Raw genomic sequence first — 24,778 nt, 5'->3', positions numbered from 1 at the left:
AAACCAGCTGACTATTCAAATAGCATGATCGTACCAATCGTCAGGATCGAGAACAGCAGCGTAACGCTCCAAAAGACGATATCGATCTTCCATTCACTCCAGCCTTTCATTTCAAAACTGTGGTGAATCGGCGTCATCGGAAAGATTCGATGACCGGTTGTCTTAAAGGCTGCTACCTGCAGAATCACGCTCAAGGTCTCAGCAACATAGACGATCCCAATAAACAAAAGCGACCATTCATGATGAAGAAGCAGCGCAACGGCAGCCAACGATCCCCCAATTGCCAAAGAGCCCATGTCACCCATGAAGATTTTAGCCGGTTTGTGATTATAAGGGAAAAAGCCGGCCAAAGCCCCTACCATTGCCAGACAGAACAAAGCAACCTCATATTGACGCTGCATAACTGCCAAGAACAGGTAAGCTAAAAAGGATACGATACCGCAGCCAGTTACCAGGCCATCCAAGCCATCAGTCAGGTTTACGGCATTGGAGAAGCCAACCATCCAGAAAATAATAAACAAACCATAAAACCAACCGATCTGTGAGCTGCCAAAGCCCATTTGAAAGCCTTCATGCTGATAGATTACCGTAAAGATCATGGCAGCAATAATTTGGCAAAGCGCTTTTTGCCATGGCTTAAACCCCTCATTTTGATGGTTAAAGATTTTGATCGAGTCATCCCACATGCCAATCAATCCATAGACCACCAAAACAAACAGCAAAGCCCACATCGTATTGGTTAAGACTCCTTGCCAGACTGCAACCCACAAGCAGGTTACCAAAGCGGCAATGATAAACAAAAGCCCGCCCATTGTCGGCGTCCCGGCTTTTTTAGCATGCCAGGTCGGACCTTCCTCACGAATCTGCTGTCCTTCTTTTTTAGCTCGGAAATAGCGAATCAAAGACGGCATCAGCAAGAACGTAATTAAAAACGAGCTGAGCAGCGTCAAAATGACAACTAATATACTCATAATATCCTCCTAGAATCAATTCTCATATGGTTTTATTTTGCCTTGTAGCGGACCTGCAAGGCTGCTCCCTCTTTAAGGACCGTGTTGGCCTTGATGCTTTGTGAAACGGCATAGCCACCACCAGTTGATTTTAATTTAAGCCCCATCAGCTGAGCAAACCGGCTGACATCGGCCTGTGACCAGCCAGAAATATCCGGCATCGTAACCTGCCCGCCAGTCAACAAAAAGACGCGCTCATTGATAATCACGCTGCTGCCTTTAGCGGCCGACTGCTTTTTGACTTTTTGGCCATTCCCTAAAACAACCACGTTCAGTTTCTTGTTCTGCAGCTTCTTTTGCGCATCAGCCGCACTCATTCCAACAACATTTGGCAGCTTGACGACGCCCTGGTGCTTAGAATCCTTGGCCGCTGCTCGGTCCAAAAGCTGCTTGGTGACTGGATTGACTACCTCGGCCATGTACTGCTCGGCGGCTTTGGTAATGTGCTGTGGCTGTTTCATTGTAATATAGACAACGTATTTTGGATTTTTAGCTGGTGCCATCCCGACAAAAGAATACAGGTAGTTGGTACTCCCGGTTTCATAACCATGCGAGCTGCCGATCTGGGCCGTCCCAGTCTTACCAGCAATCCGATAGCCGCTGATCTTATATACTTGGCCGGTCCCATTCTTGTTATAGATGACGCCTTGCATATAATGGAGCACCTTTTTTGCCGTAGCCTGGCTGACTGGATGACCGATCGTTTGCGGTTTGGTTTTTTCAATCGTCTTTCCATCACTGGCTACGACTTTTTTGATGAAGTAGGGCTTGACCATCGTACCCTTATTGGCAATGGCTGAAAAAGCCTGCATCATCTGCATCACGTTGACGGTAATCCCCTGACCAAACGCCGTGTTGGCTTGTTCCAGCGTCCCCTTATAGCTCGTATAGCCTTTGGATTCACCACTCATGCCATAAACGCCGACATTTTTCAACAGCCCAAACTTTTGGATGTACTTTTTCCAGGTAGCTGATCCCATGTCCTGTTCAATGTGGGCAAAGGCAACGTTACTGGAACGATAAAATCCTTCCTTATATGTAATATTGCCCCAACCGGCCGTATTCCAGTCAGTGATCTTACCGCCGCCAAGCTCCCAGGTCCCCGACTTGTACACGGCCTCGGGGTTAAAGTTGCCAGAATCAATTGCCGCCGCCAGTGCCAAAACCTTCATTGTTGATCCCGGTTCATAGGTATCTTGTACCAAGGCATTGCGCCAGACCGGAGTTGATGAATTGACATTAGGCCGCTGCGTTGCTGCCAGGATCTTGCCGGTCTTGGCCTCCATAACTACGGCGGTCATTGAACTGGCCTGTGTTTCTTTTTCAGCTTTGGTAATTAAAGTCTCAAGCTGCTGCTGCGTTCGATTATCCAAAGTCGTATAGACGTCGGCGCCATCTTTGGCAGGACGGCCCTTTACCTGACTGTCAGCCAGCTGATAGCCATAGACGTCCTGCTTGATTTCCTTTAGGCCGTTGATACCGGTCAGGTTCTTATTGAAATAGCTTTCTAATCCCAGTCGCCCAACCAGCTTGGTCTGACCAGTCTTGTCATTGGTCTTGGCAGTAGCCAGACCAATCAATTGACTGGCAAATTCGCCGGCCGGATACTGGCGAGCAGGCGTTGACGTAAACTGCAGTCCCGTAACGTGCTGGGCCTTGATTTTTTTCATCGTGCTGACTGAAATACCGCTGCCAGCCGTACCGAACTCAACCTGGTAAACGTTCTTGCGCTTTGGCGACATGATCGACAAGGCCTTTTTTTCCGTGATATCCAGATACTTAGCCAGGACTTTAGCTGCCTTTTTCTTATTGGTTACGTAATTAGGCTTTCCCTTGGCAGTCAGACTTTGATGACTCAAGACCGCTGTTACGGTATAGGTTTTGGTATCCTGAGCCAGTGCATTGCCCTGTGCATCATAGATCGTACCTCTTTTGGCCTCAATAATTCGTTTCGAGGTGTACATTCGACTGGCCATCGTCTGTAAATTTCGATTTTGGACATCCTTGGTCGTTGCAATGACAAAAAAACGAACGACAAACAGAACAAAAATACAGAAAAATGTTAGGAATAATGCGATACCGAACATTTTGCGATTTTTTTGATTCTTTCCAATCGTTCGTTGTTGTTGGTTTTTCATTACTTATTAACGTTCCTTACGCTTGAATTCGCATCCGTGAGGCCATATTTCTGCGCAATCTGCTCCAATCGCGCTTGACTGGTCAGCGTAGTAACTTCCTGCTGATCGCTGACATTTTGCTGTTTAACATTGGCTACCTGCGTTTGCAGATTCTGCAGACGGTGCTGCTGCTTAACGACTGACAGCTGGGTAGTTACGACCATGATCATCATCGAAAATGCAACGAGAGCGCCAAAGATCATCAAAATCTTTTCAAACGGCGAAAACGGCAAGCGATGCTGATGAGACTTTACTTGTGGCGTCGGCTGATTAGGGCGCGGCGTCAATTGAGGCGTTGGTTGATTTAATTTTCTTGCCGCATTTGAGGCCATATAAAACACGTTCCTTACTGATTTCTACTTAGTTTTTTCAATAATCCGCAGTTTGGCACTGTGTGAACGATGGTTGTCGCGCAGTTCCATATCGCTTGGCAGGATTGGCTTTTTATTTACCAATTTAAAGCTGGGTTCCATGTCCGGTGGAACTACTGGCAATCCTGGCGGTAATTCTGGCAATGATGCCTGTTCTTTAAACATTGTCTTGACCAATCGATCTTCCAGTGACTGAAAGGTAATCACACTGATGCGGCCACCAACGTTAAGCATCTCAAACGCCTGCTCCAATGAGTCCTCCAAGGCGCCCAGCTCATCATTGACCGCAATGCGAATCGCTTGAAAGCTCTTTTTGGCCGGATGTCCGCCGTGCCGCCGAGCTGCCGCTGGGATTGCATTTTTAACGACTTCAGCCAGTTCAAGCGTGGTCTTGATCGGAGCCTGTTTGCGCTGTCGTTCGATTGCCCGCGCGATCTGCTTGGCAAACTTTTCTTCGCCATAGCGGTGCAGAATCTTGACCAGACGTTCATATGGCCATTCATTAACGACTTCCATAGCTGAAAGCGACTGGCTCTGATCCATGCGCATATCCAGCAATGCATCGTGCTGATAGCTAAAACCACGCTTGGCATCGTCAAACTGTGGCGAAGAAACGCCAAGATCATAGACGATGCCATCAATACTCGTTACGCCCTGCGCATTCAAAGCCGATTTTAAATGGCGGAAATTGTCCTTAATAAAGGTTTCTTGGCCAGCCTTTAAGTACGGCTTAAGATGCTCTTGATTGTAGTCAATTGCAGTCTGATCCTGATCAAACGAGTACAGATGTCCTGTCGTAAGCTGTTTTAAGATCGCCTCACTGTGACCGCCACCACCAAGCGTTGCATCAACGTAAATGCCAGCTGGTTTAATGTTCAAACCAGCCACTGCTTCGTTGAGCAGCACCGTAACGTGGTTGAATTCAGTCATTAATATACCTCCTTTCTGACAAGCTACAGATCGAAGTCAAGATCCTCGGCAATCTGATCAAAATCTGCAGCCGTACTGTCCATATACCGCTGCCAGCGTTCTGTATCCCAGATTTCCAAATGCTCTGATACTCCAACGATCGTGCACTGTTTATTTAAAGCAGCATGCTGTCGCAGTGCTATTGGCAAATTGATCCGTCCTTGCTTATCGAACTGGCATTCGGTCGCGGCAGCATACAAAAAACGCACGAAAGCTCGTGCATTGCGTTTTGTCATTGATAACGACTTTAATTTTGTTTCCAATTCATGCCAGACACTCAGCGGATAACCAGTCAAACAGCCATCCAAGCCACGAGTAACGACGAATCCGTCTCCCAGTTGCGAACGAAATTTGGCGGGGATGATCAGACGACCCTTATCGTCAATCGTATGTTCATATTCACCCATGAACATACTAATCCCCCCTTTTGGACCAATGTTACAGATACAGTCTACCACAATCCCCCACTTCTCACCATGGATTTTAATAATTTTGTACAGCCTAAAAAAGCCGCTGCCCCTTGAAGCGAGACAGCGGCTTTGAAACCCTAAACATATATTCTTTCTAAACGACCGGCAGATATGATCCGGTTAAAGAAACCAAGAAAGCTGCAACTGAAACGACCAGCGTTACGCGCCAAAAAGCCGGCCAATACTGTCGATAGATGAACTGATGCGCGGCCGCCAGCTGTAAAAAGATCAGGCCGATACTCAGCAGCATCCAAACGATCAGCACGTAGCAGTACCAATAAAACCCCAGATTCCAAAAGCTCAAGACCATCAGCAGCGTGGCCCAAAGCCAGGTATTCCGCCGCTTGGGCAGTTTAAACAGCTTAATCGTTAACCGTTCCAGCATCCCATAGCCAATCAAGATAACGAACTCCATAATTAGTTGTCTTACCATTTAAACTGCCTCCGCTAAATTTAGTCAAGTCTCATTCTATCACAGATCAACAACAGATTTGAATTTGGGTGCTAAGATGTGTAAACTGATAAGGATAAATTGAAAGGCGGGATTATTTACCGATGCAACGCAAGAAAAAGACCCGATTCCAAAAAATTACTATGGTGGCCGTTTGGCTGATGCTGATCGCAATGCTGGGCTCCCTAATTTTAGGGGCCGTCGCTTCACTCGGCTTCTAGCTGATCGGTATAAATATAAAGAGGTTTTGGCCAAACAGCCAAAGCCTCTTTTTTGCTGGATTAAATTTTAAGCAGCTTAGCCCTATTGCGCCGGCAAGTCTGGTTTCTTATAGACTTCACGCGGTTTGGACCCATTAGCTGGACCGATATAGCCACGCTGCTCCATATCATCAATGATCCGCGCTGCTCGATTATAGCCAATGCGGAAACGACGCTGAATCAGTGAGGTTGAGGCCTTTTGCTCTTGGGCAACAAACTGCAGCGCTTCGCCGAACAGCTCATCTTCATCTTCTTTTTGTTCTTCTTGCTGAATCTCGGCATCGCTAACCATCATCTGATCATCATACTCTGCTGGCCGCTCATTTTTGATGAAATCAACGACTGCCTCAACGTCATGATCAGAAATAAAGGCGCCTTGAATTCGAATCGGCTTGTTTTGATCGATTGGCTCAAACAGCATGTCGCCACGGCCAAGCAGCTTTTCAGCTCCATTGGTGTCAATAATCGTTCGCGAATCGACCCCACTGGAGACCGCAAATGCAATTCGTGAAGGAACGTTGGCCTTGATCAAACCGGTAATGACATCAACGCTGGGCCGCTGGGTTGCCAAAATCATGTGAATGCCGGCGGCCCGCCCCATTTGCGCAATTCGCACGATGGCATCCTCAACGTCTTTAGAAACGGTCATCATCAAATCAGCCAATTCATCAACGATTACCAGAATCAATGGCATTGTCGGCTGCTGTTCATTCGGATCGTCATGACTTTGATTTTCTTTTTCAACCATTCGATTATAGCCATCCAGGTTGCGTACGCCTAAAGCAGCAAACAATTCATAGCGCCGTTCCATTTCACCGACTACCTTGCCCAATGCCCGGGCCGCTTTTTTCGGTTCGGAAACCACTGGGCTGAGCAGATGCGGAATCCCATTATACACGCTTAGCTCTACTTTCTTGGGATCGATCATCAGCATTTTGACCTGACTGGGCTTAGCCTTTAACAGGATGCTGGTGATGATCACGTTAATGGCAACCGACTTGCCGCTCCCGGTTGCACCGGCAATCAACAGGTGCGGCATCTTAGTCAGATCAGCCGTCATTACCTGACCAGTAACCGTGCGACCAAGCGGCACGTCGAGCGGTCGATCATCATGGGGAGCAGCTTCGATCATATCACGAAAGCCTACCGTGGCAATCTGTTGATTAGGCACCTCAATCCCGATCAATGACTTGCCAGGAATCGGTGCTTCAATCCGAATATCTTTGGCAGCCAATGCCAAGGCCAGATCATCAGCTAGATTCGTAATCCGACTGACCTTAACCCCTACTGCTGGACGCAGCTCATATTTAGTTACGGAAGGGCCAAGGTTCACGTTTTCAACCGTGGCATCGACACCAAACGATTTTAACGTATCCTGCAGTTTTTGCGTATTGGACTTAATCGAATCGAGATCAGCGCTTTGATCCGTTGGCTTCACTTTGGTCAAAAGATCCAGCGGCGGGAATTGATAGTCCTGATCCTCTTTGGCTTCAACCCGATTCAAGGACAGTTCAACATCGGCCTGATCCTTGGCATTCAATGATGCTGGCCGCTCATTCTCACTGGCTACGGTAATGCGGGGCTCACGGCTTTGCTGATCAGGTGCAGCGGTTTTACCAGACAGTGATTGACCGATTTCAAACTCTGGCAGCTCTTTTGATTGCTGCTCACGTTTCCGTTCAGCATGCGGCGTTGGCAGATCCTTTTCAGCACTCGGCACTGCCATTGACTCTTTTGGCTGACGTTGCCGACGCTCTGCTTGCCGAGCCCGCCGCTCAGCATTTAATTGATGGAAGCGTTCTTTAAGCTGCTTTAGCATTTGTGCAATCGCCAAACGCAGCTTTTGCACTGGCAGATCAAAAAAGACCACCACGCCGATAATCATCAGTAAAACAGCCGCTGCCTTGGTTCCAGTACTGCCAAGCAGATAACCGCTGCCAGAATATAACGCTGCCCCAAGCATGCCGCCGCCAATCGGCATACTGGAATCATCATTTAAGACTGCCGCAGTTACGCTGCTCCAGGTCTGATTCCAAAAATCGCTGTGGCGGCCTAATTGATCAAACATCCGTGCATGCAGCATCAATAAGAGTCCCAGATAAAAAATCAGCATTCCCCAGACCCAGCGTTTTCTAAAGCGCGGCCATTGAGCATAGATCGTCAGTCCCAGACTGTACAGGATTACGATTGCCATTAACAATGGATAGCTTTGACCAACCAAAACCTTAAAAATATCCTGCACGCCGGCACCTAAGATTCCCAGTTTAAACAGACCGGTCAGCGTTAAAAGAATGATGGCCAGGCCGCTTAAGCTGCGAATAGCTCGCTCGTCACGCGCTGGTTTTCTTGATCGCCGCTTGGCAGCCGTTTTATTGGAACGGCGTCGGGTCGTAGTTTTTTTTCGGGCCATGCAATTCCTCCTTTACCTTACCGATTATTTCAGCTTATCGTCTGAATAGCGATGCACACGGGCTAATTTAGGAAATCCTTGTTGACGAAGCGCTTCATAAATAACAATCGCCGCGCTGTTGGAAAGATTAAGCGCGCGAATGTTGTTGTCGTCTTGCGGAATCCGAATACAGCTTTGCGGATAGCGCCGCATAAACGGTTCCGGCAAGCCAGTCGTTTCCTTGCCAAACAAAAAGTAGTGATCGCCAGGCAAACGGTAGTCAACTTCAGTATAGTCGCGTTCGGCAAACTTTGAAACCAGATACAGCTGATCAAGATTAGGAACCGTTGCCATAAAATCAAGCAGATCCTCATGATAGACAACCTTAACCTTGTCCCAATAATCCAGACCGGCACGCTTCATATGCTTGTCATCCGTGGAAAAACCAAGGGGCTTGATCAAATGCAAAACAGTGTCGGTTCCGGCGCAGGTTCTGGCAATATTGCCGGTATTAGCCGGAAACAAGGGTTCAAACAGCACAATATGATTAGTCATAGTCAGTCTTCTCTCTCCTAAAAAAGGCAATAAAAAAAGCAGGGTCTCGGTGTGGGCACGGCGAAACGCTGCTTTAATGAAGTACTCTTTGACCAATGCCAACGATTAAATCGATGTCCTCAGTCAAACGATTTCTATAAGATAATATACTACCATCACTTAAAAAAAACAATTAATTAATCAAATTTTTTTACCGATTAACAAGCTGACGTCAACGGTAACTTGTTTTAATGATGATAAATCGCTTTCATCAAGCTGTTTCGCATTGCGGCCCCAATGCAGCGGCGACATCTCTACCAAATCTTTAGCCAGCCCCAGCGGAATCTCAAACTGATATTGAAGCGGTACGATCCTGGCCTGCTGGTAATGCTGCATAAAGCGCTCAACTACTGGTGTATTGTCGTAGGCTGCATGCTGATCGTTCTGATCGTATAAAAGGTGACGCAATTCGATTAGATAGTTGGCGTTGGGAATGATTTTTAAAAGCTGACCGCCTGGCTTGAGGATCCGATCAAATTCTTGATAATCAGATGGTGAAAAAAGCTCCATCACCTGATCAAACGACGCGTCCGCAAACGGCAGCCGGCGCAGATCTGCTACGCAAAAAAACAGCTTGCCTGGCAGCTGAGTAGCTAACTGCACGCCGGCCTTTGAAATGTCAAAACCAATAGCAGCATCTTTTTGATTCCGCAAATTCTCTAATTGAAAAAGCGGCGTTCCCTCACCCGTACCAACGTCCAGGATCGTCTGTGGCTGGTCTGGCATCGCGGCATTGATCTGCTTAAGCATTGGCAGGAACAGTCCTGCGCTCAGCATGCGGCGTCTGGCTTCAAACATCGTCCGATCATAGTCGGTACCATTGCCATTATTCAAAAAATAAAGATAGCCATGCTTGTTAAAATCAATGGCATGCCCTTGCTTACAGACCAGACTGTTTTCAAAAACGCCCTTGATTGGTGCCTGACAGACTGAACAGCGAAATAGCTGCCGATGCTCATTGACCCATTGTTTCTTAATTGCGATTTTTTTCATTGATGATCCTTTCAATTTGCTCATAATTTCTCAATTCTAAGCGAACAGTTTCTGCTATTATATAGGTGTACATTTTTAAAGGAGGGCTTCGTTTTGACTGAAGACTTTTTAATTGGAACCTACACCAGTAAATCCAGCCGTGGCATTTACGGCGTAACCTTAGACACTGAAAAAGAAGAATTAACCAACGTTCGCCTGGTAGCTGCTTCCGGCAAGCCAGCCTACCTGCAGTACGGTGAACAAAAGCGGCTGTATGCCTTGAAACAGGATGGCGAGCGTGGCGGCGTAGCTTCATACGATCTATCCGGCGACAAGGCCGAACTGATCGATGCCAAATTGGAAAAGGGACCTACTCCTGCCTACATTGGCGTTGATGACCAGCGTCACTTGTTGTTCTCTGCCAATTACCATACCGGTGAGCTGAAGGTCTTTAAGATTGCAGCTGATGGTAAGCTGACCCAAACTGATTCCGTCGTTCATCAAGGAGCAACCGGTCCCCAACCAGAACAGGATGCGCCACACGTTCACTATATCGATTTAACGCCGGACAATCGTCTTATCGTCTGCGACCTGGGAATGGATCTGGTCGTGGTCTATAACGTATCCGATGAAGGCAAGCTTACGGCTGCATCCCGCTACCAGTTCGAACCCGGCTTTGGTACGCGTCACCTGGTCTTCCATCCAAATGGCAAGATCGTCTATGTGCTGGGCGAACTAAGCAGCAAGCTGGCCGTAATGCGCTACAACGCTGCTGACGCCTCCTTGACTCACCTGCAGACCATCAAGACCATTCCGGCTGACTGGACCGCTCATAACGGCGCCGCAGCCATTCATATTTCTGCTGATGGCCGCTTTGTCTACACTTCCAACCGTGGTGAAAATACCATTGCAGTTTTTGCCGTACAGCCAGACTTTACGGTTGCCCACGTTCAATCAATCAGTACGGAAGGTGATTTTCCACGCGACTTTGAATTGAGCCATGACGACGCCTACCTGGTAGGTTCAAATCAAAACAGCGATAACCTGACGCTTTACAAACGGGATGCGCAATCCGGCCGGCTGACGCTGCTGCAAAAAGACGTGGCCTGTCCAGAACCAGTCTGTGTCAAGCGCTGGCCTAAATAGCTGCTGACAATTCAATAAATAAACGGGGTGCTTAATCAGCGTCCCGTTTTTTATTGCGTCACTTTTTCAATTACGGCAATCATGTCGCTTGGAATTGGTGCTTTTAGCTCAATCTGCCGGTTTAAAAATGGGCTGTAGAAACTCAGCCACTGACAGTGCAGTGCCTGCCGTGACATTACGTCTGGTCCGCCATACATGGCATCACCCAACAATGGATGGCCAAGATAGCTGAAGTGAACGCGAATCTGGTGTGTCCGCCCGGTATGCAGCCGAATCTTGACGATTGAGGCATTCACCCCCGCATATTTCAGCCAATACTCGGTAACGGCCGCTTTACCATCCGGACCGACTTGACGCTGAACAAATGATTCTGGATCACGCTGGATAGGTGCATCGATATAGCCGTGCCCGGTCGCTACCTGACCACTGACCAAGGCAACGTATTCCTTTTTTACCAAATGCCGCTTGAGCTGATTATCCAAGACGGCATGAGCAAAACGGTGCTTAGGAAAGATCACCAGGCCGCTGGTATCTTTATCCAGGCGCGTGGCGACATGAGTTACCTGATTTTCATAGCCTTGTTTTTGATAATAGTATTTAACGCGATTGACCAGGCTGTCTTGTTCGGCAACGTTATGCGCCGGTACTGTTGCCACGCCGGCAGCTTTGTTGATCACCAAAAAATCCCGATCTTCATAAACGATATCAAATGGTTTGGAACAGATCGGAACATGATCATTAGGTACTTCTGGCGGCAGCTCAATGGCAAAGCAGTCCCCCGGCTCAACCAGATCGACAGCCCATTTTACCTCATGATTGATCGTCATCTGACCACCATGAAAGATTGCTGCTTTGATCAATGAACTGGTAACGCCCCGCTGTTTGAGTGCAGAACGCAGCTTGATCGGCTTTTCTCCGGTATAGACCCAGGAAAATTCCATTATTGGATGCCTCCAATAAACGAATCCTTAACGCGGTCCCAGAAGTTGGTATGCCGGTACTTGGCAAAACGAATCACCTTGTCGGATACGCGATAGGACACGTCGACCAACCGATGCGACTGCGAGTCCATCATAATCTGATCGCGATCGCAGCTTAGCACCGTACCGGAATCATCAGGCAGCCGCAGCGTCAATTTGGTATCTGAGCCAAAAACGACCGGCGAGCCCAGCGTTCGAAAAACCCGATTGTTTAACGAGGCCATCTCGCCCAGCTGGAAGCCGATAATGCGCGGATCCAAAATTGCACCGCCAACTGATTTATTATAGGCCGTTGATCCAGTCGGTGTTGAAATGACCAGCCCATCGCCGCGAAAACGCTCAAACAGCTGATTATTGATGTATACGTCGCAAACCATGGTCTTGACGATATTGCGCAGCGTTGATTCATTCAGTGCCACGCGTCGTTCAATCTCACCGTCATCATAAGTAGCACTCATTTCCAGCAATGGGTAGCTGACGGATTGACCACTGTCGTTTTGCAGACTTTCGACCAGATCCTCAACTTCAAAATTGCGCCAATCGGTATAAAAGCCCAGGTGTCCAGTATGAATACCAACAAAACGAATCGTCGACAAGCGATCCTCATAGTGATGAAATGCCGAAATCAGCGTGCCATCGCCACCAATCGTGATAACGACATCTGGCTGCTGCTCATCATAGGTAATTGCGGTTTCCTCTTCCAGACGATTCAGCAGCAGTTTTCGTACTCGCAATGACTCCGGCGATTCATAGTTAAAAATGGCTACCCGCATTGATTAATCCGCTCCTTTTTTATCTTCCAGCGATGAGTTCAGCAGTTCATCAGGTGCTTGCTTACGACCAAACAGCGTCTGTGCCTCTTGAATTTCTTCTCTGATCTCAGACATTTCCTCATCCAGCTTAAAAGCAGCCTCTGCCGCCCGCTGCAGACGATCAGAAAGTTCTTTAGGAAACGCGCCTTGATATTTGTAGTTTAATGAATGCTCAATCGTCGCCCAGAAATTCATCGCCAGCGTTCGCACCTGGATCTCGGCCAAAACCTTTTTTTCGCCAGTAACCAGCTGAACGGGATACTCGATCACGATATGATAAGATCGATAACCGCTTGGCTTAACGTTGGTTACATAATCGCGCTCTTCTAGAATCGTCATATCATTGCGCTGACGCAGCAGATCAACGACTTGATAGATATCCTCGACAAACTGACACATGATTCGCAAACCAGCAATATCTTGCATGTCTTGCTCCAGGCGTTCTTCTAGGACATGCCGCCGCACCATTTTTTCTTTAATACTGTCGACCGGCTTAACACGGCCAGTAACGAATTCAATCGGTGAATGCTGATCTTGATCTTGGAATTGTTTACGCATCCCCCGCAGCTTGACTTTTAATTCATTGACTGCTTGTTGATAAGGTAATAAAAAATGCTGCCAATCTTCAATCATTGCAATCCCACTTCCTTGACAATCTCTGTTTATTTTATCATAGTTTCGCAATGACTTAACTAAAGACTGCCTGGTTCAATTGGAAAACAAGCCCAGGATTTTCATAGATATCATAACTGATCTGCTAAATGATTGCTTCAAATTATTTTATGTAAATTCAACCAAAACAGATCGCTTTACATCGTGCCTATTCTTTGTAAAAATAGCATTGTTCAATAACCGATTATTCTGCAACGAACAGGAGGAGCGGCTGTGCTCGAAATTCATCTTTTTGTTAATCCATTAGGCATGCGCTGTTTTCGCTGCGAACAGGATGTTTTGCGCATTGACCAGCAATTGCGCACCAAAGTCAACTATCAATTTATTCCGCTGTTTAACATGGACACGATTCAGCAGACCATGAAACTTTATCATCTCAACGATCATGACCTCAATGTTCGGCAGCAGACTTCCGCTACGCTTTACCAGATTATCTTGGATTATAAAGCAGCACTGTTTCAAGGACGCAAGCGTGGCCGACACTATCTGCTGCGGCTGCAATCGGCACTGATCAATGAGGGAGCCGATTATTCAGAAACCCTTGCCAAAAAGATTGCTCAACAGGCGCAGCTCGATTTGGACATGTTCTGGGAAGATCGTAAATCAGAACTGGCAATCAAAGCATTCAAAAAGGATCAGTACATGGCTGATGAAATGGGCGTTACCCAAACCGCCACTGCAGTCGTTTTTGATTCCGAACAGCCTGTCTATGGATATATGATCAACAACTTTGACTATGAGTCGCTGATCGAATCATACCGTAATCATCAGTTTTGCCTGCAGCAGACTCCCGAAGAATTTGCGCAAAGCTTTAATGATAAGCATCATCAATCAACACTGCGGATTCTTTAGCTGGCTGCTAGTTTCTCCAGATAGGCCAGCTTGCGTTCATAGCTGCTGAACCATCGCGGCGGCTGAATCAATTCAACGACCTGCTGATGGTAGCGGATCACGCCAGCCAGATTCAGCTCTTGGGTATAGCAGGCCAAGATTCGATGACGAACCTGCGTGACTTGAACATCACTCAGACATGGCAAGGGGAGCCAATTAGCAGTTTGATTTAAAAAGTCATACCAGGCTGGCCAATTCCAACATTGATGCGCAGCACACTGCTCAAGTCTTAAGATAACTGATATGCGCCATTCCAATGGTGTCTCATTCATCAAGCTCCATTGAAAATGCGTGTCATGAGCAACCAAGGGACAGGTACTGATTGCCCCGTGGCCCATTAAATAGGTCTGATTGGCTAATTCGCAAAGCCGCGGCGTTGCCAAGCGAATTTGCCGCTGCAGCTGCTGAGTCTGCCAAATTAAAACCTGCCAGACATCTTGACGACTTTTTCCCGATTTTGGGCCAAAAAGCCGTCTTTTTTGATAGTCAGGCTGCTGTCGTTTTAAATTCCAAAATGGTAAGATCAGCTGCTGATGATGCCATTGTAAAAACTGAGCTGCTTTTCCCGGCTGCAGCCGATGTGCATAGGTTGGGCCCAAAAACCAGCGATAGGCAATTCCCAGCCGCTCATATCCTTGATTGCGTTCAATCAGCCGCGTCAAGCCAAGCGGACTGCACTGAAACTCAATGGCTGCCCACTGATCATTAATCTTGGTCAATATGTCTGGTCGCTGCTTGATTGTCGGCAAATAAACCTCAGAATAGCTCGGCCAGCCTTGCTGATTCAGCCACCTGCCAATCTGCTGCTTGCCTAACTGATGAATGGCAGTTTCATTGGCATCACATCTGCTTTTGGCATAATGTGCAAAATAGGGACGATGATCGGTTCCCTGACATAAATGAACTTTTTGACCACAGTCCGGACACCAATATGTTCGCTGCGCTTTTTTGGCTTCAGTTTGGGCCCAGACCAGTTGACCATTCCACAAAGCGGTCTGCATAATTACACCTCCACTTTGCTATATGCCAAAAACAGGCAATTGTCATTAAAAAAACTGAGTCATTGGACATTTCAATGACTCAGCTTTTCAATTAATCAATCAAAATACGTTCGCACCAGTTCTAGGGCAGCCTGTTTCATTAATGGCTTACCATGTTCTAAAATGACATCGGGCGTCAGATTGGTTTTTTGACCATACTCATATGCCAAAGCCAGCTGATCCTTCAACTGACTCGATGACAGCGAGCCATCGTCGATAAACGTCAAGAGCAGGTAGTCATTATTCTGATAACGATAAAGATCGGATACCGCATTGATGTTGTCGCGTGCTGATTTGGCCAGGGCTACCAGATCCTCAAAATCATCAATTCTTAAGACACAAACGTTTTTTTCAATGTCTGGATTATCGATGGCAGCTTCTGGCTCATCGCCTGCGGACACATTGTTTTCTTGATCATGATCTGGATGCGATTCCTGACGATCTCTGCCAACCAGCTCTTTTTTTATCAGGTTGGTAATCTGGTCTTGATCCAATGGCGGCTGACCAGCGGGAGTGCCCTTTTTTAGGCTGGCAGGATCCGTTTTGGTAATGTAAAGCTCTAAACCATCTTGTTGGGGACGAACTTGGAACGTAACCAGATCATTATCCTGAAATTGATGATCAGCATCGACTTCTTCTAAAATACTGTAAAAAAAGTCTTCAATCTGTTGATTATGATTCAGCAAATCAAGTACGGTAATACCGCGCTCATTTAGATCCTCATTATTGAGCAGCACGCGAATCGTATTTTCGTTAATGCGTTTCATTTCCATATGCATCGCGCCCCCTTTGATTCGCTAATTTTTCATACGGTCGCTCCGGCTTCGATTTAAGCTTAAAAAGCCGAACGATATTAAACGTCTAGTTTTCATTATAGCATTCTTTTTCCGATAACAGTTCGATAAAAAAATAAAGGCGACGAAAAATCGCCACCCCTTTAGTTCAAGTTTGCTTTTCGACGCGCTTCAGCCAGCTCCAATGCCCGGACTTCACGTGGCAGGAACCGACGAATCTCATCTTCGTTATATCCAATCTGCAATCTTTTGTCATCCATAATGATTGGTCGTCTTAACAGGCCTGGATTTTTACGAATCAAATCATAAAGCTCGGTCATTGACATCTCATCAAGATTAATGTTTAAACTTTGATAAGCTTTCGAACGTTTTGAAATGATGTCTTCAGTACCGTTTTCAGTCATTCGTAAAATATTTTTTACCTCATCCATACTCAGAGGTTCAGAAAAAATGTTGCGCTCGGTGAAAGGAATACCACGCTCCTTCAACCAGGCCCGCGCCTTACGGCAAGATGTGCAACTTGGAGACGTATATAGTGTAACCATTTGTTGGGCCTCCTTTAAATCAAAAACATGTTTAACCTTGATCACTCCATAAATAATTATAACTTATTTTAGAATGATTTTGAACCACTGTCAGTAATTTTCTTGACTTTTTGTAAGTGAATTAAAAATAACTCCCGATTCGCTTGCCAACAATTATCAAACTACCATCGTGAACGATACATTTATTGATATAATGGGCATCATTGATTAATTAGTTGCGCTTTCCAACTCGTTATTCCCAATTAATGTTAATGAGCGGTATAATTAAGACAATTAAGATAAGGAGGAGACAATCATGCTATCACAAATTAGTTTTACTTTTGGCTCAATGCCAGTTCTGCTTGAAATCGTTAAAAAGCACCCAGACCGTGACTTCCGGCTGCTGCAGGCAACTGGTGACAACAGCAAGCTGGCTTTATTTGACCTATCAGGTAAGCCAACCATCTTTAACAGTCCAATTACCTTAGAGACTTTATACAGTGTTGGAAATGATAAGTTCAAAGGAATTCTTCATTTTGAATCATTTGAGCTTGGTACTGAAGATAAGAACCTGCTGCGCAAACAGGCGAAAATAGCTCTTGATAGTGCCGATCATTCTAAGATGACGACTGGCTATATGTTCTCACGTCCTGATCAAACCAATGCAACCATTTTGATAACGACTTGGACAAATGCGGCTGCTATTGATGACTGGAACAGCAGTGCCGACTTTGCACCGCTCGCCGGATACATGGATCACAGTCCGCGCAGCGTTTATTACTATGAGGATTATCGTCCAGCTGAATAACAAAAGTGCAATGCATTGAACTGCATTGCACTTTTGTTTTACCTAGCCATTTTTGCCTATGAGAACACCAAAACCGCGATGGATCAAGCCTTCACTCCGCCCATTATATCGCCAACAGTGCCAAATACGACTACTCCAACGGGTCACTGGAAGGCATCAATCGAAAGATCAAAAACTTAAAACGCAGCTGTTGTGGCTTCCGTAATTTTGAAAATCTATTGCGGCGCATTGATTGTATCCGCGCCTAAAAAAATCCCCACTTCATTTTTGAAGCAGGGAATTGATCTTCACCAATACGATTTGATAAAGATCCAAAAAAACATGTTGCCGAAACAGCAACATGTTTAATCATACGGTCCGTACGAGACTCGAACTCGTGATCTCATCCGTGACAGGGATGCGTCCTAACCAAAACTAGACCAACGGACCAAAATTGCGGGGGCTGGATTTGAACCAACGACCTCCGGGTTATGAGCCCGACGAGCTACCAGGCTGCTCTACCCCGCGATAATAAATTAAGTGACCCATGCGGGATTCGAACCCACGATACCAGCGTGAAAGGCTGGTGTCTTAACCGCTTGACTAATGGGTCATGATAAGTGACCCGTGCGGGATTCGAACCCACGATACCAGCGTGAAAGGCTGGTGTCTTAACCACTTGACTAACGGGTCATAACGGAGAATGAGAGATTCGAACTCTCGCGCCGCTTTCGCGACCTACACCCTTAGCAGGGGCGCCTCTTCAGCCACTTGAGTAATTCTCCAATGGGTCTAAGTGGACTCGAACCACCGACCTCACGCTTATCAGGCGTGCGCTCTAACCAGCTGAGCTATAGACCCATATATTATTAAAGCGGGTAACGAGAATCGAACTCGCGACAACAGCTTGGAAGGCTGTGGTTTTACCACTAAACTATACCCGCATTAAGCAGAAGCTTAATTATTTTAATGGCGCGGGACGGAATCGAACCGCCGACACACGGAGCTTCAATCCGTTGCTCTACCAACTGAGCTACCGAGCCATATAAACGGTCCGTACGAGACTCGAACTCGTGATCTCATCCGTGACAGGGATGCGTCCTAACCAAAACTAGACCAACGGACCAAAATTGCGGGGGCTGGATTTGAACCAACGACCTCCGGGTTATGAGCCCGACGAGCTACCAGGCTGCTCTACCCCGCGATAATGAAAAGGAGGATAAGAGATTCGAACTCTTGCGCCGCTCTCACGACCTAGCGGTTTTCAAGACCGCCCCCTTCAGCCACTTGGGTAATCCTCCATAAATGAAAAGCTGTCGAGTGTTATGAGGCCCAATGGACCTTGTAGGACTCGAACCTACGACCGGGCGGTTATGAGCCGCTTGCTCTAACCAACTGAGCTAAAGGTCCCTAACAGCCAGTCAATCGCGGCGGGGGGGATCGAACCCTCGACCTCCCGGGTATGAACCGGACGCTCTAGCCAGCTGAGCTACACCGCGATAACAATTTTCATTGTTAATCGGGAAAACAGGATTCGAACCTGCGACCCCCTGGTCCCAAACCAGGTGCTCTACCAAGCTGAGCTATTTCCCGAAAAATGCACCCAGAAGGAGTCGAACCTTCAACCTTCTGATTCGTAGTCAGACACTCTATCCAATTGCGCTATGGGTGCAAAAGATGCCGAGGACCGGGATCGAACCGGTACGGTTATCACTAACCGCAGGATTTTAAGTCCTGTGCGTCTGCCAATTCCGCCACCCCGGCATTATGGAATTGACAAAGCGGAAGACGGGATTCGAACCCGCGACCCCCACCATGGCAAGGTGATGTTCTACCACTGAACTACTTCCGCATAATATTCAAGATGCCGACTAGAGGGCTCGAACCTCCGACCCCCTGTTTACAAGACAGGTGCTCTGCCAACTGAGCTAAGTCGGCGCAAAATTACGGTATTCCGCATCTCAAAGCCTCTCTATGGCAATGAGCCGTGACGGGTTCGAACCGTCGACCCTCTGATTAAAAGTCAGATGCTCTACCGACTGAGCTAACGGCTCATGAGCATAATGCTCAATGGAGGATACAGGGCTCGAACCTGTGACCCTCTGCTTGTAAGGCAGATGCTCTCCCAACTGAGCTAATCCTCCATAATGCATGGCAATGCCCTATCCTCGCAGGGAGCGATCCCCCAACTACTTTCGGCGCGTTGAAGCTTAACTTCTGTGTTCGGCATGGGAACAGGTGTATCCTTCAAGCCATCATCACCACACTAATCCTTTTCAGGACTGAGAGCTTGCACTCTCAAAACTAAACAATATCTATTCTTCTCACGTTCAATCGAAACACCCTAAACTTGGTTAAGTCCTCGACCGATTAGTAATGGTCCGCTCCATGCCTCGCGGCACTTCCACTTCCATCCTATCTACCTCATCATCTCTGAGGGGTCTTACTTCCATAAGGAATGGGAAATCTCATCTTGAGGCGAGTTTCACGCTTAGATGCTTTCAGCGTTTATCTCATCCATACATAGCTACCCAGCGATGCTCCTGGCGGAACAACTGGTACACCAGCGGTATGTCCATCCCGGTCCTCTCGTACTAAGGACAGGTCCTCTCAAATTTCCTACGCCCGCGACGGATAGGGACCGAACTGTCTCACGACGTTCTGAACCCAGCTCGCGTACCGCTTTAATGGGCGAACAGCCCAACCCTTGGGACCGACTACAGCCCCAGGATGCGATGAGCCGACATCGAGGTGCCAAACCTCCCCGTCGATGTGGACTCTTGGGGGAGATAAGCCTGTTATCCCCAGGGTAGCTTTTATCCGTTGAGCGATGGCCCTTCCATGCGGAACCACCGGATCACTAAGCCCGACTTTCGTCCCTGCTCGACCTGTCTGTCTCGCAGTCAAGCTCGCTTGTGCCTTTACACTCTGCGAATGATTTCCAACCATTCTGAGCGAACCTTTGGGCGCCTCCGTTATCTTTTGGGAGGCGACCGCCCCAGTCAAACTGCCCACCTGACACTGTCTCCCACCACGATCAGTGGTGCGGGTTAGAGTGATCATAATGCAAGGGTAGTATCCCACCAGCGCCTCTGCCAAAACTAGCGTCCTGGCTTCTATGGCTCCTACCTATCCTGTACAAGCAGTACAAGCACTCAATATCAAGCTACAGTAAAGCTCCATGGGGTCTTTCCGTCCTGTCGCGGGTAGCCTGCATCTTCACAGGCAATTCAATTTCACCGAGTCTCTCGTTGAGACAGTGCCCAGATCGTTACGCCTTTCGTGCGGGTCGGAACTTACCCGACAAGGAATTTCGCTACCTTAGGACCGTTATAGTTACGGCCGCCGTTTACTGGGGCTTCAATTCAGGGCTTCGCCGAAGCTAACTCTTCCTTTTAACCTTCCAGCACCGGGCAGGCGTCAGCCCCTATACTTCATCTTACGATTTTGCAGAAACCTGTGTTTTTGATAAACAGTCGCCTGGGCCTTTTCACTGCGGCTGATCTTGCGATCAGCACCCCTTCTCCCGAAGTTACGGGGTCATTTTGCCGAGTTCCTTAACGAGAGTTCGCTCGCTCACCTTAGGATACTCTCCTCGACTACCTGTGTCGGTTTGCGGTACGGGCAGTTGATTATTCGCTAGAAGCTTTTCTCGGCAGCGTGACATCAACGACTTCGCTACTATAATTTCGCTCCCCGTCACAGCTTGTCAACCTGCTGATAAGCATTTGACTCATCAACTGACTTGCTGCTTGGCCGGACACTTCCAATCGTCCGGATCGCTTAGCCTTCTGCGTCACTCCATCACTCAAGCACAATCAACTGGTACAGGAATATCAACCTGTTGTCCATCGTCTACGCCTCTCGGCCTCGACTTAGGTCCCGACTAACCCTGGGAGGACGAGCCTTCCCCAGGAAACCTTAGTCATTCGGTGGACAGGATTCTCACCTGTCTTTCGCTACTCATACCGGCATTCTCACTTCCAAGCGCTCCACCAGTCCTTACGGTCTGACTTCATCGCCCTTGGAACGCTCTCCTACCACGCATCCTGATGGATGCATCCATAGCTTCGGTAATATGCTTAGCCCCGGTACATTTTCGGCGCAGAGTCACTCGACTAGTGAGCTATTACGCACTCTTTAAATGATGGCTGCTTCTGAGCCAACATCCTAGTTGTCTGTGCAATTCCACATCCTTTTCCACTTAGCATATATTTAGGGACCTTAGCTGATGATCTGGGCTGTTCCCCTTTCCACGATGGATCTTATCACTCACCGTGTGACTCCCGAGTAAAAATCAATGGCATTCGGAGTTTATCTGAAGTCAGTAACCCATGACGGGCCCCTAGTCCAAACAGTGCTCTACCTCCATGATTCTAAACCTCGAGGCTCCCCCTAAAGAGATTTCGGAGAGAACCAGCTATCTCCAAGTTCGTTTGGAATTTCACCGCTACCCACACCTCATCCCAACCATTTTCAACTGATACGGGTTCGGTCCTCCAGTGCGTTTTACCGCACCTTCAACCTGGACATGGGTAGGTCACCTGGTTTCGGGTACATAACTGCGTACTTCGTACGCCCATTTCAGACTCGCTTTCGCTGCGGCTCCGGTTTTTCCACCTTAACCTTGCACGCAATCATGACTCGCCGGTTCATTCTGCAAGAGGCACGCCGTCACACGTAAATGTGCTCCGACAGCTTGTAGGCACATGGTTTCAGGAACTGTTTCACTCCCCTCCCGGGGTGCTTTTCACCTTTCCCTCACGGTACTGGTTCACTATCGGTCACTAGGGAGTATTTAGCCTTGCGAGATGGTCCTCGCGGATTCCGACGGGGTTTCACGTGTCCCGCCGTACTCAGGATCCTGAACTGAGAGTGTGACGTTTCGTTTACTGGGCTATCACCATCTTTGGCGTCGCTTCCCAACGACTTCAACTACGTCGCACTTTGGTAACTCAAATGTTCAGTCCTACAACCCCAACAAGCAAGCTCGTTGGTTTGGGCTCTTCCCGTTTCGCTCGCCGCTACTCAGGGAATCGAATTTTCTTTCTCTTCCTGCAGCTACTTAGATGTTTCAGTTCACTGCGTCTACCGCCTGACAGCTATGTATTCACTGCTCAGGCAATCATCGACTAAGATGATTGGGTTTCCCCATTCGGAAATCTCCGGATCAAAGCGTACTTACCGCTCCCCGAAGCATATCGGTGTTAGTCCCGTCCTTCATCGGCTCCTAGTACCAAGGCATTCACCATGCGCCCTTCATAACTTAACCTTGATGATCTTACGATCACCTCAGTTATTGAGTATGCGATTAATTTCGTTAATAAAACTCAAATAACGCGGTGTTCTCGGTTTAATTGTGAATAAAGAAATAAATATTATTTAGTTTTCAAAGTACAAGCACCAGTCAAACGACTGGCAATGGAGAATAACGGGATCGAACCGATGACCTCCTGCTTGCAAAGCAGGTGCTCTCCCAGCTGAGCTAATTCCCCATATATGGGTCTAAGTGGACTCGAACCACCGACCTCACGCTTATCAGGCGTGCGCTCTAACCAACTGAGCTATAGACCCAACAAGCGAACGATTATTGAGATGAGGTGGTAAACCCCTCAAAACTGAACGCAGTTTCAACGAATGTGCAGGTTTCCGATTAATTCCTTAGAAAGGAGGTGATCCAGCCGCAGGTTCTCCTACGGCTACCTTGTTACGACTTCACCCTAATCATCTGCCCCACCTTAGGCGGCTAGCTCCCCGAAGGGTTACCCCACCGACTTTGGGTGTTGCAAACTCTCATGGTGTGACGGGCGGTGTGTACAAGGCCCGGGAACGTATTCACCGCGGCATGCTGATCCGCGATTACTAGCGATTCCGACTTCGTGCAGGCGAGTTGCAGCCTGCAGTCCGAACTGAGAACGGTTTTAAGAGATTAGCTTGCCCTCGCGAGTTCGCGACTCGTTGTACCGTCCATTGTAGCACGTGTGTAGCCCAGGTCATAAGGGGCATGATGATCTGACGTCGTCCCCACCTTCCTCCGGTTTGTCACCGGCAGTCTCACTAGAGTGCCCAACTGAATGCTGGCAACTAGTAACAAGGGTTGCGCTCGTTGCGGGACTTAACCCAACATCTCACGACACGAGCTGACGACGACCATGCACCACCTGTCATTGCGTTCCCGAAGGAAACGCCCTATCTCTAGGGTTGGCGCAAGATGTCAAGACCTGGTAAGGTTCTTCGCGTAGCTTCGAATTAAACCACATGCTCCACCGCTTGTGCGGGCCCCCGTCAATTCCTTTGAGTTTCAACCTTGCGGTCGTACTCCCCAGGCGGAGTGCTTAATGCGTTAGCTGCGGCACTGAAGGGCGGAAACCCTCCAACACCTAGCACTCATCGTTTACGGCATGGACTACCAGGGTATCTAATCCTGTTCGCTACCCATGCTTTCGAGCCTCAGCGTCAGTTGCAGACCAGACAGCCGCCTTCGCCACTGGTGTTCTTCCATATATCTACGCATTCCACCGCTACACATGGAGTTCCACTGTCCTCTTCTGCACTCAAGTCTGACAGTTTCCGATGCACTTCTTTGGTTAAGCCAAAGGCTTTCACATCAGACTTATCAAACCGCCTGCGCTCGCTTTACGCCCAATAAATCCGGATAACGCTTGCCACCTACGTATTACCGCGGCTGCTGGCACGTAGTTAGCCGTGACTTTCTGGTTAGATACCGTCACTGCGTGAACAGTTGCTCTCACGCACGTTCTTCTCTAACAACAGAGCTTTACGAGCCGAAACCCTTCTTCACTCACGCGGTGTTGCTCCATCAGGCTTGCGCCCATTGTGGAAGATTCCCTACTGCTGCCTCCCGTAGGAGTATGGACCGTGTCTCAGTTCCATTGTGGCCGATCAGTCTCTCAACTCGGCTACGCATCACAGCCTTGGTAGGCCGTTACCCTACCAACAAGCTAATGCGCCGCAGGTCCATCCCAAAGTGATAGCCGAAACCATCTTTTAAGTTTGAATCATGCGATTCAAACTGTTATGCGGTATTAGCATCTGTTTCCAAATGTTATCCCCCGCTTTGGGGCAGGTTACCTACGTGTTACTCACCCGTCCGCCACTCGCTGGTAAACCAACGTCAAGTCCGTGCAAGCACGTTCAATCAGTTGGGCCAACGCGTTCGACTTGCATGTATTAGGCACACCGCCGGCGTTCATCCTGAGCCAGGATCAAACTCTCATATAAAATATAAGAACTTGAAAAGCTCAAATTTAAATTAAGCGAATTGACTTCGCAAATGTTTTGCATCAATCGTAATAATTGATGACCCCGCACATTTGTGTTCGTCGAAACTGTATTCAGTTTTCAAAGGTCTACCATGTAACCGATTCAATTGATCAGTTACAACATTTATTATTTTAACACTTGTTAATCATTTGTCAAGAACTTTTTTAATTCTTTTTTTCAAACGT

19 protein-coding genes, 22 tRNA genes, 3 rRNA genes and 1 pseudogene are annotated in these 24,778 nt (G+C 47.8%); 5 read left to right on the top strand and 40 right to left on the bottom strand.

All coding sequences use genetic code 11. From position 1 onward, the window contains the following. Positions 1–11: 11 nt before the first annotated feature. The 6 genes from mraY to ABC765_RS03055 form a co-directional block, all read right to left on the bottom strand. The gene (gene mraY / locus ABC765_RS03080; RefSeq protein ID WP_347952895.1) at positions 12–971 is read right to left on the bottom strand and encodes a phospho-N-acetylmuramoyl-pentapeptide-transferase; all 960 of its coding nucleotides are present in this window, start codon (positions 969–971) and stop codon (positions 12–14) included. Between the two features lie 32 nt (positions 972–1,003). Further along, positions 1,004–3,148: a penicillin-binding transpeptidase domain-containing protein gene (locus tag ABC765_RS03075; RefSeq protein WP_347980675.1), complete on the bottom strand. Its 2,145-nt coding sequence runs from the start codon at positions 3,146–3,148 to the stop codon at positions 1,004–1,006. Next, positions 3,148–3,519, bottom strand: a complete 372-nt coding sequence (gene ftsL / locus ABC765_RS03070; protein ID WP_302518011.1) for a cell division protein FtsL — start codon at positions 3,517–3,519, stop codon at positions 3,148–3,150. The genes ABC765_RS03075 and ftsL overlap by 1 nt, the downstream gene beginning before the upstream one ends. A gap of 24 nt (positions 3,520–3,543) precedes the next feature. Next, the gene (rsmH, locus tag ABC765_RS03065) at positions 3,544–4,488 is read right to left on the bottom strand and encodes a 16S rRNA (cytosine(1402)-N(4))-methyltransferase RsmH (RefSeq protein WP_347980674.1); all 945 of its coding nucleotides are present in this window, start codon (positions 4,486–4,488) and stop codon (positions 3,544–3,546) included. Positions 4,489–4,511: 23 nt separating this feature from the next. Then, positions 4,512–4,940 carry a division/cell wall cluster transcriptional repressor MraZ gene (mraZ, locus tag ABC765_RS03060; protein ID WP_034539857.1) on the bottom strand — a complete coding sequence of 143 codons (429 nt, stop codon included), beginning with the start codon at positions 4,938–4,940 and terminating at the stop codon, positions 4,512–4,514. 151 nt (positions 4,941–5,091) lie between these two features. Continuing rightward, on the bottom strand, positions 5,092–5,430 hold the full coding sequence (locus tag ABC765_RS03055) for a hypothetical protein (RefSeq protein ID WP_347980673.1): 339 nt from the start codon (positions 5,428–5,430) through the stop codon (positions 5,092–5,094). A gap of 122 nt (positions 5,431–5,552) precedes the next feature. Here ABC765_RS03055 and ABC765_RS03050 point away from each other — a divergent pair, with 122 nt between their 5' ends. After that, complete coding sequence (locus tag ABC765_RS03050; RefSeq protein WP_006499693.1) at positions 5,553–5,669, top strand: DUF4044 domain-containing protein; 117 nt, start codon at positions 5,553–5,555, stop codon at positions 5,667–5,669. 82 nt (positions 5,670–5,751) lie between these two features. Here the strand turns inward: ABC765_RS03050 and ABC765_RS03045 are convergent, their stop codons facing one another. The 3 genes from ABC765_RS03045 to ABC765_RS03035 form a co-directional block, all read right to left on the bottom strand. Next, complete coding sequence (locus ABC765_RS03045; protein ID WP_347980672.1) at positions 5,752–8,118, bottom strand: DNA translocase FtsK; 2,367 nt, start codon at positions 8,116–8,118, stop codon at positions 5,752–5,754. A gap of 24 nt (positions 8,119–8,142) precedes the next feature. Then, on the bottom strand, positions 8,143–8,652 hold the full coding sequence (locus tag ABC765_RS03040; RefSeq protein WP_347980671.1) for a tRNA (cytidine(34)-2'-O)-methyltransferase: 510 nt from the start codon (positions 8,650–8,652) through the stop codon (positions 8,143–8,145). Between the two features lie 180 nt (positions 8,653–8,832). After that, complete coding sequence (locus tag ABC765_RS03035) at positions 8,833–9,684, bottom strand: methyltransferase domain-containing protein (RefSeq protein WP_347980670.1); 852 nt, start codon at positions 9,682–9,684, stop codon at positions 8,833–8,835. 93 nt (positions 9,685–9,777) lie between these two features. Here ABC765_RS03035 and ABC765_RS03030 point away from each other — a divergent pair, with 93 nt between their 5' ends. Then, positions 9,778–10,809, top strand: coding sequence for a lactonase family protein (locus tag ABC765_RS03030; protein ID WP_347952889.1), 1,032 nt, complete (start codon positions 9,778–9,780; stop codon positions 10,807–10,809). Positions 10,810–10,859: 50 nt separating this feature from the next. Here the strand turns inward: ABC765_RS03030 and ABC765_RS03025 are convergent, their stop codons facing one another. Genes ABC765_RS03025 through ABC765_RS03015 form a run of 3 tightly spaced genes read right to left on the bottom strand, consistent with a single transcriptional unit; the run spans position 10,860 to position 13,234 of the window. Next, on the bottom strand, positions 10,860–11,750 hold the full coding sequence (locus ABC765_RS03025) for an RluA family pseudouridine synthase (protein ID WP_347980669.1): 891 nt from the start codon (positions 11,748–11,750) through the stop codon (positions 10,860–10,862). Continuing rightward, positions 11,750–12,562, bottom strand: a complete 813-nt coding sequence (locus ABC765_RS03020; RefSeq protein WP_034539851.1) for an NAD kinase — start codon at positions 12,560–12,562, stop codon at positions 11,750–11,752. Before ABC765_RS03020 ends, ABC765_RS03025 begins: the two co-directional genes overlap by 1 nt. A 3-nt stretch (positions 12,563–12,565) precedes the next feature. Further along, a complete protein-coding gene (locus tag ABC765_RS03015) occupies positions 12,566–13,234 on the bottom strand; it encodes a GTP pyrophosphokinase family protein (protein WP_006499686.1) in 669 nt (222 codons plus the stop codon). 252 nt (positions 13,235–13,486) lie between these two features. Between ABC765_RS03015 and ABC765_RS03010 the strand changes: the two genes are divergently transcribed. Next, a complete protein-coding gene (locus tag ABC765_RS03010; protein ID WP_347963374.1) occupies positions 13,487–14,125 on the top strand; it encodes a DsbA family protein in 639 nt (212 codons plus the stop codon). On the opposite strand, the gene ABC765_RS03005 is transcribed toward ABC765_RS03010, so the two are convergent. From ABC765_RS03005 to spxA, 3 genes are all read right to left on the bottom strand, one after another. Continuing rightward, positions 14,122–15,165: a competence protein CoiA family protein gene (locus ABC765_RS03005; protein ID WP_347952887.1), complete on the bottom strand. Its 1,044-nt coding sequence runs from the start codon at positions 15,163–15,165 to the stop codon at positions 14,122–14,124. The two genes, ABC765_RS03010 and ABC765_RS03005, sit on opposite strands and share 4 nt — an antisense overlap. 95 nt (positions 15,166–15,260) lie before the next feature. Then, the gene (locus ABC765_RS03000; RefSeq protein ID WP_347952886.1) at positions 15,261–15,977 is read right to left on the bottom strand and encodes an adaptor protein MecA; all 717 of its coding nucleotides are present in this window, start codon (positions 15,975–15,977) and stop codon (positions 15,261–15,263) included. A 164-nt stretch (positions 15,978–16,141) separates the two neighbouring features. Further along, positions 16,142–16,543, bottom strand: coding sequence for a transcriptional regulator SpxA (gene spxA / locus ABC765_RS02995; RefSeq protein ID WP_347980668.1), 402 nt, complete (start codon positions 16,541–16,543; stop codon positions 16,142–16,144). A 295-nt stretch (positions 16,544–16,838) separates the two neighbouring features. Here spxA and ABC765_RS02990 point away from each other — a divergent pair, with 295 nt between their 5' ends. Together ABC765_RS02990 and ABC765_RS02985 are read left to right on the top strand one after the other, a co-directional pair. After that, on the top strand, positions 16,839–17,330 hold the full coding sequence (locus ABC765_RS02990) for a hypothetical protein (protein ID WP_347963371.1): 492 nt from the start codon (positions 16,839–16,841) through the stop codon (positions 17,328–17,330). 128 nt (positions 17,331–17,458) lie between these two features. Beyond that, a pseudogene (locus tag ABC765_RS02985) lies at positions 17,459–17,578 on the top strand (transposase); the annotation flags it as partial. A gap of 105 nt (positions 17,579–17,683) precedes the next feature. On the opposite strand, the gene ABC765_RS02980 reads toward ABC765_RS02985, so the two are convergent. The 25 genes from ABC765_RS02980 to ABC765_RS02860 form a co-directional block, all read right to left on the bottom strand. Further along, a tRNA-Asp gene (locus tag ABC765_RS02980) sits at positions 17,684–17,759 on the bottom strand. A gap of 4 nt (positions 17,760–17,763) precedes the next feature. Beyond that, a tRNA-Met gene (locus tag ABC765_RS02975) sits at positions 17,764–17,837 on the bottom strand. Between the two features lie 13 nt (positions 17,838–17,850). Continuing rightward, a tRNA-Glu gene (locus tag ABC765_RS02970) sits at positions 17,851–17,922 on the bottom strand. 8 nt (positions 17,923–17,930) lie between these two features. Next, positions 17,931–18,002: transfer RNA gene (locus ABC765_RS02965), tRNA-Glu, on the bottom strand. A gap of 4 nt (positions 18,003–18,006) precedes the next feature. Further along, positions 18,007–18,094: transfer RNA gene (locus tag ABC765_RS02960), tRNA-Ser, on the bottom strand. A gap of 2 nt (positions 18,095–18,096) precedes the next feature. Further along, positions 18,097–18,170: transfer RNA gene (locus tag ABC765_RS02955), tRNA-Ile, on the bottom strand. 12 nt (positions 18,171–18,182) lie between these two features. Beyond that, a tRNA-Gly gene (locus ABC765_RS02950) sits at positions 18,183–18,253 on the bottom strand. Positions 18,254–18,279: 26 nt separating this feature from the next. Continuing rightward, positions 18,280–18,352, bottom strand: a tRNA-Phe gene (locus ABC765_RS02945). Between the two features lie 7 nt (positions 18,353–18,359). Next, positions 18,360–18,435, bottom strand: a tRNA-Asp gene (locus tag ABC765_RS02940). Between the two features lie 4 nt (positions 18,436–18,439). Next, a tRNA-Met gene (locus ABC765_RS02935) sits at positions 18,440–18,513 on the bottom strand. A gap of 9 nt (positions 18,514–18,522) precedes the next feature. Next, positions 18,523–18,610: transfer RNA gene (locus tag ABC765_RS02930), tRNA-Ser, on the bottom strand. 35 nt (positions 18,611–18,645) lie between these two features. Further along, a tRNA-Ile gene (locus ABC765_RS02925) sits at positions 18,646–18,719 on the bottom strand. Between the two features lie 15 nt (positions 18,720–18,734). Further along, positions 18,735–18,808: transfer RNA gene (locus tag ABC765_RS02920), tRNA-Met, on the bottom strand. Between the two features lie 20 nt (positions 18,809–18,828). Next, positions 18,829–18,902, bottom strand: a tRNA-Pro gene (locus ABC765_RS02915). Positions 18,903–18,907: 5 nt separating this feature from the next. After that, positions 18,908–18,981: transfer RNA gene (locus ABC765_RS02910), tRNA-Arg, on the bottom strand. A 6-nt stretch (positions 18,982–18,987) separates the two neighbouring features. Further along, a tRNA-Leu gene (locus ABC765_RS02905) sits at positions 18,988–19,073 on the bottom strand. A 16-nt stretch (positions 19,074–19,089) separates the two neighbouring features. Further along, positions 19,090–19,161: transfer RNA gene (locus ABC765_RS02900), tRNA-Gly, on the bottom strand. 13 nt (positions 19,162–19,174) lie between these two features. Continuing rightward, a tRNA-Thr gene (locus ABC765_RS02895) sits at positions 19,175–19,247 on the bottom strand. A gap of 43 nt (positions 19,248–19,290) precedes the next feature. After that, positions 19,291–19,363: transfer RNA gene (locus ABC765_RS02890), tRNA-Lys, on the bottom strand. A gap of 17 nt (positions 19,364–19,380) precedes the next feature. Then, a tRNA-Val gene (locus ABC765_RS02885) sits at positions 19,381–19,453 on the bottom strand. Positions 19,454–19,458: 5 nt separating this feature from the next. Continuing rightward, positions 19,459–19,575: ribosomal RNA gene (rrf, locus tag ABC765_RS02880) — 5S ribosomal RNA — on the bottom strand. An 84-nt stretch (positions 19,576–19,659) separates the two neighbouring features. Continuing rightward, positions 19,660–22,581, bottom strand: a 23S ribosomal RNA gene (locus ABC765_RS02875). 150 nt (positions 22,582–22,731) lie between these two features. Continuing rightward, positions 22,732–22,804, bottom strand: a tRNA-Ala gene (locus ABC765_RS02870). Between the two features lie 5 nt (positions 22,805–22,809). Further along, positions 22,810–22,883: transfer RNA gene (locus tag ABC765_RS02865), tRNA-Ile, on the bottom strand. 91 nt (positions 22,884–22,974) lie between these two features. After that, positions 22,975–24,551: ribosomal RNA gene (locus ABC765_RS02860) — 16S ribosomal RNA — on the bottom strand. The 16S, 23S and 5S rRNA genes sit together here with 22 tRNA genes alongside, the layout of an rRNA operon. Positions 24,552–24,778: the final 227 nt, after the last annotated feature.

Origin of the sequence: Limosilactobacillus sp. WILCCON 0051, assembly GCF_039955095.1 — a bacterium.
Classification (GTDB): Bacteria; Bacillota; Bacilli; order Lactobacillales; family Lactobacillaceae; genus Limosilactobacillus; species Limosilactobacillus allomucosae.
This window is presented reverse-complemented; position numbering and strand designations above follow the sequence as displayed.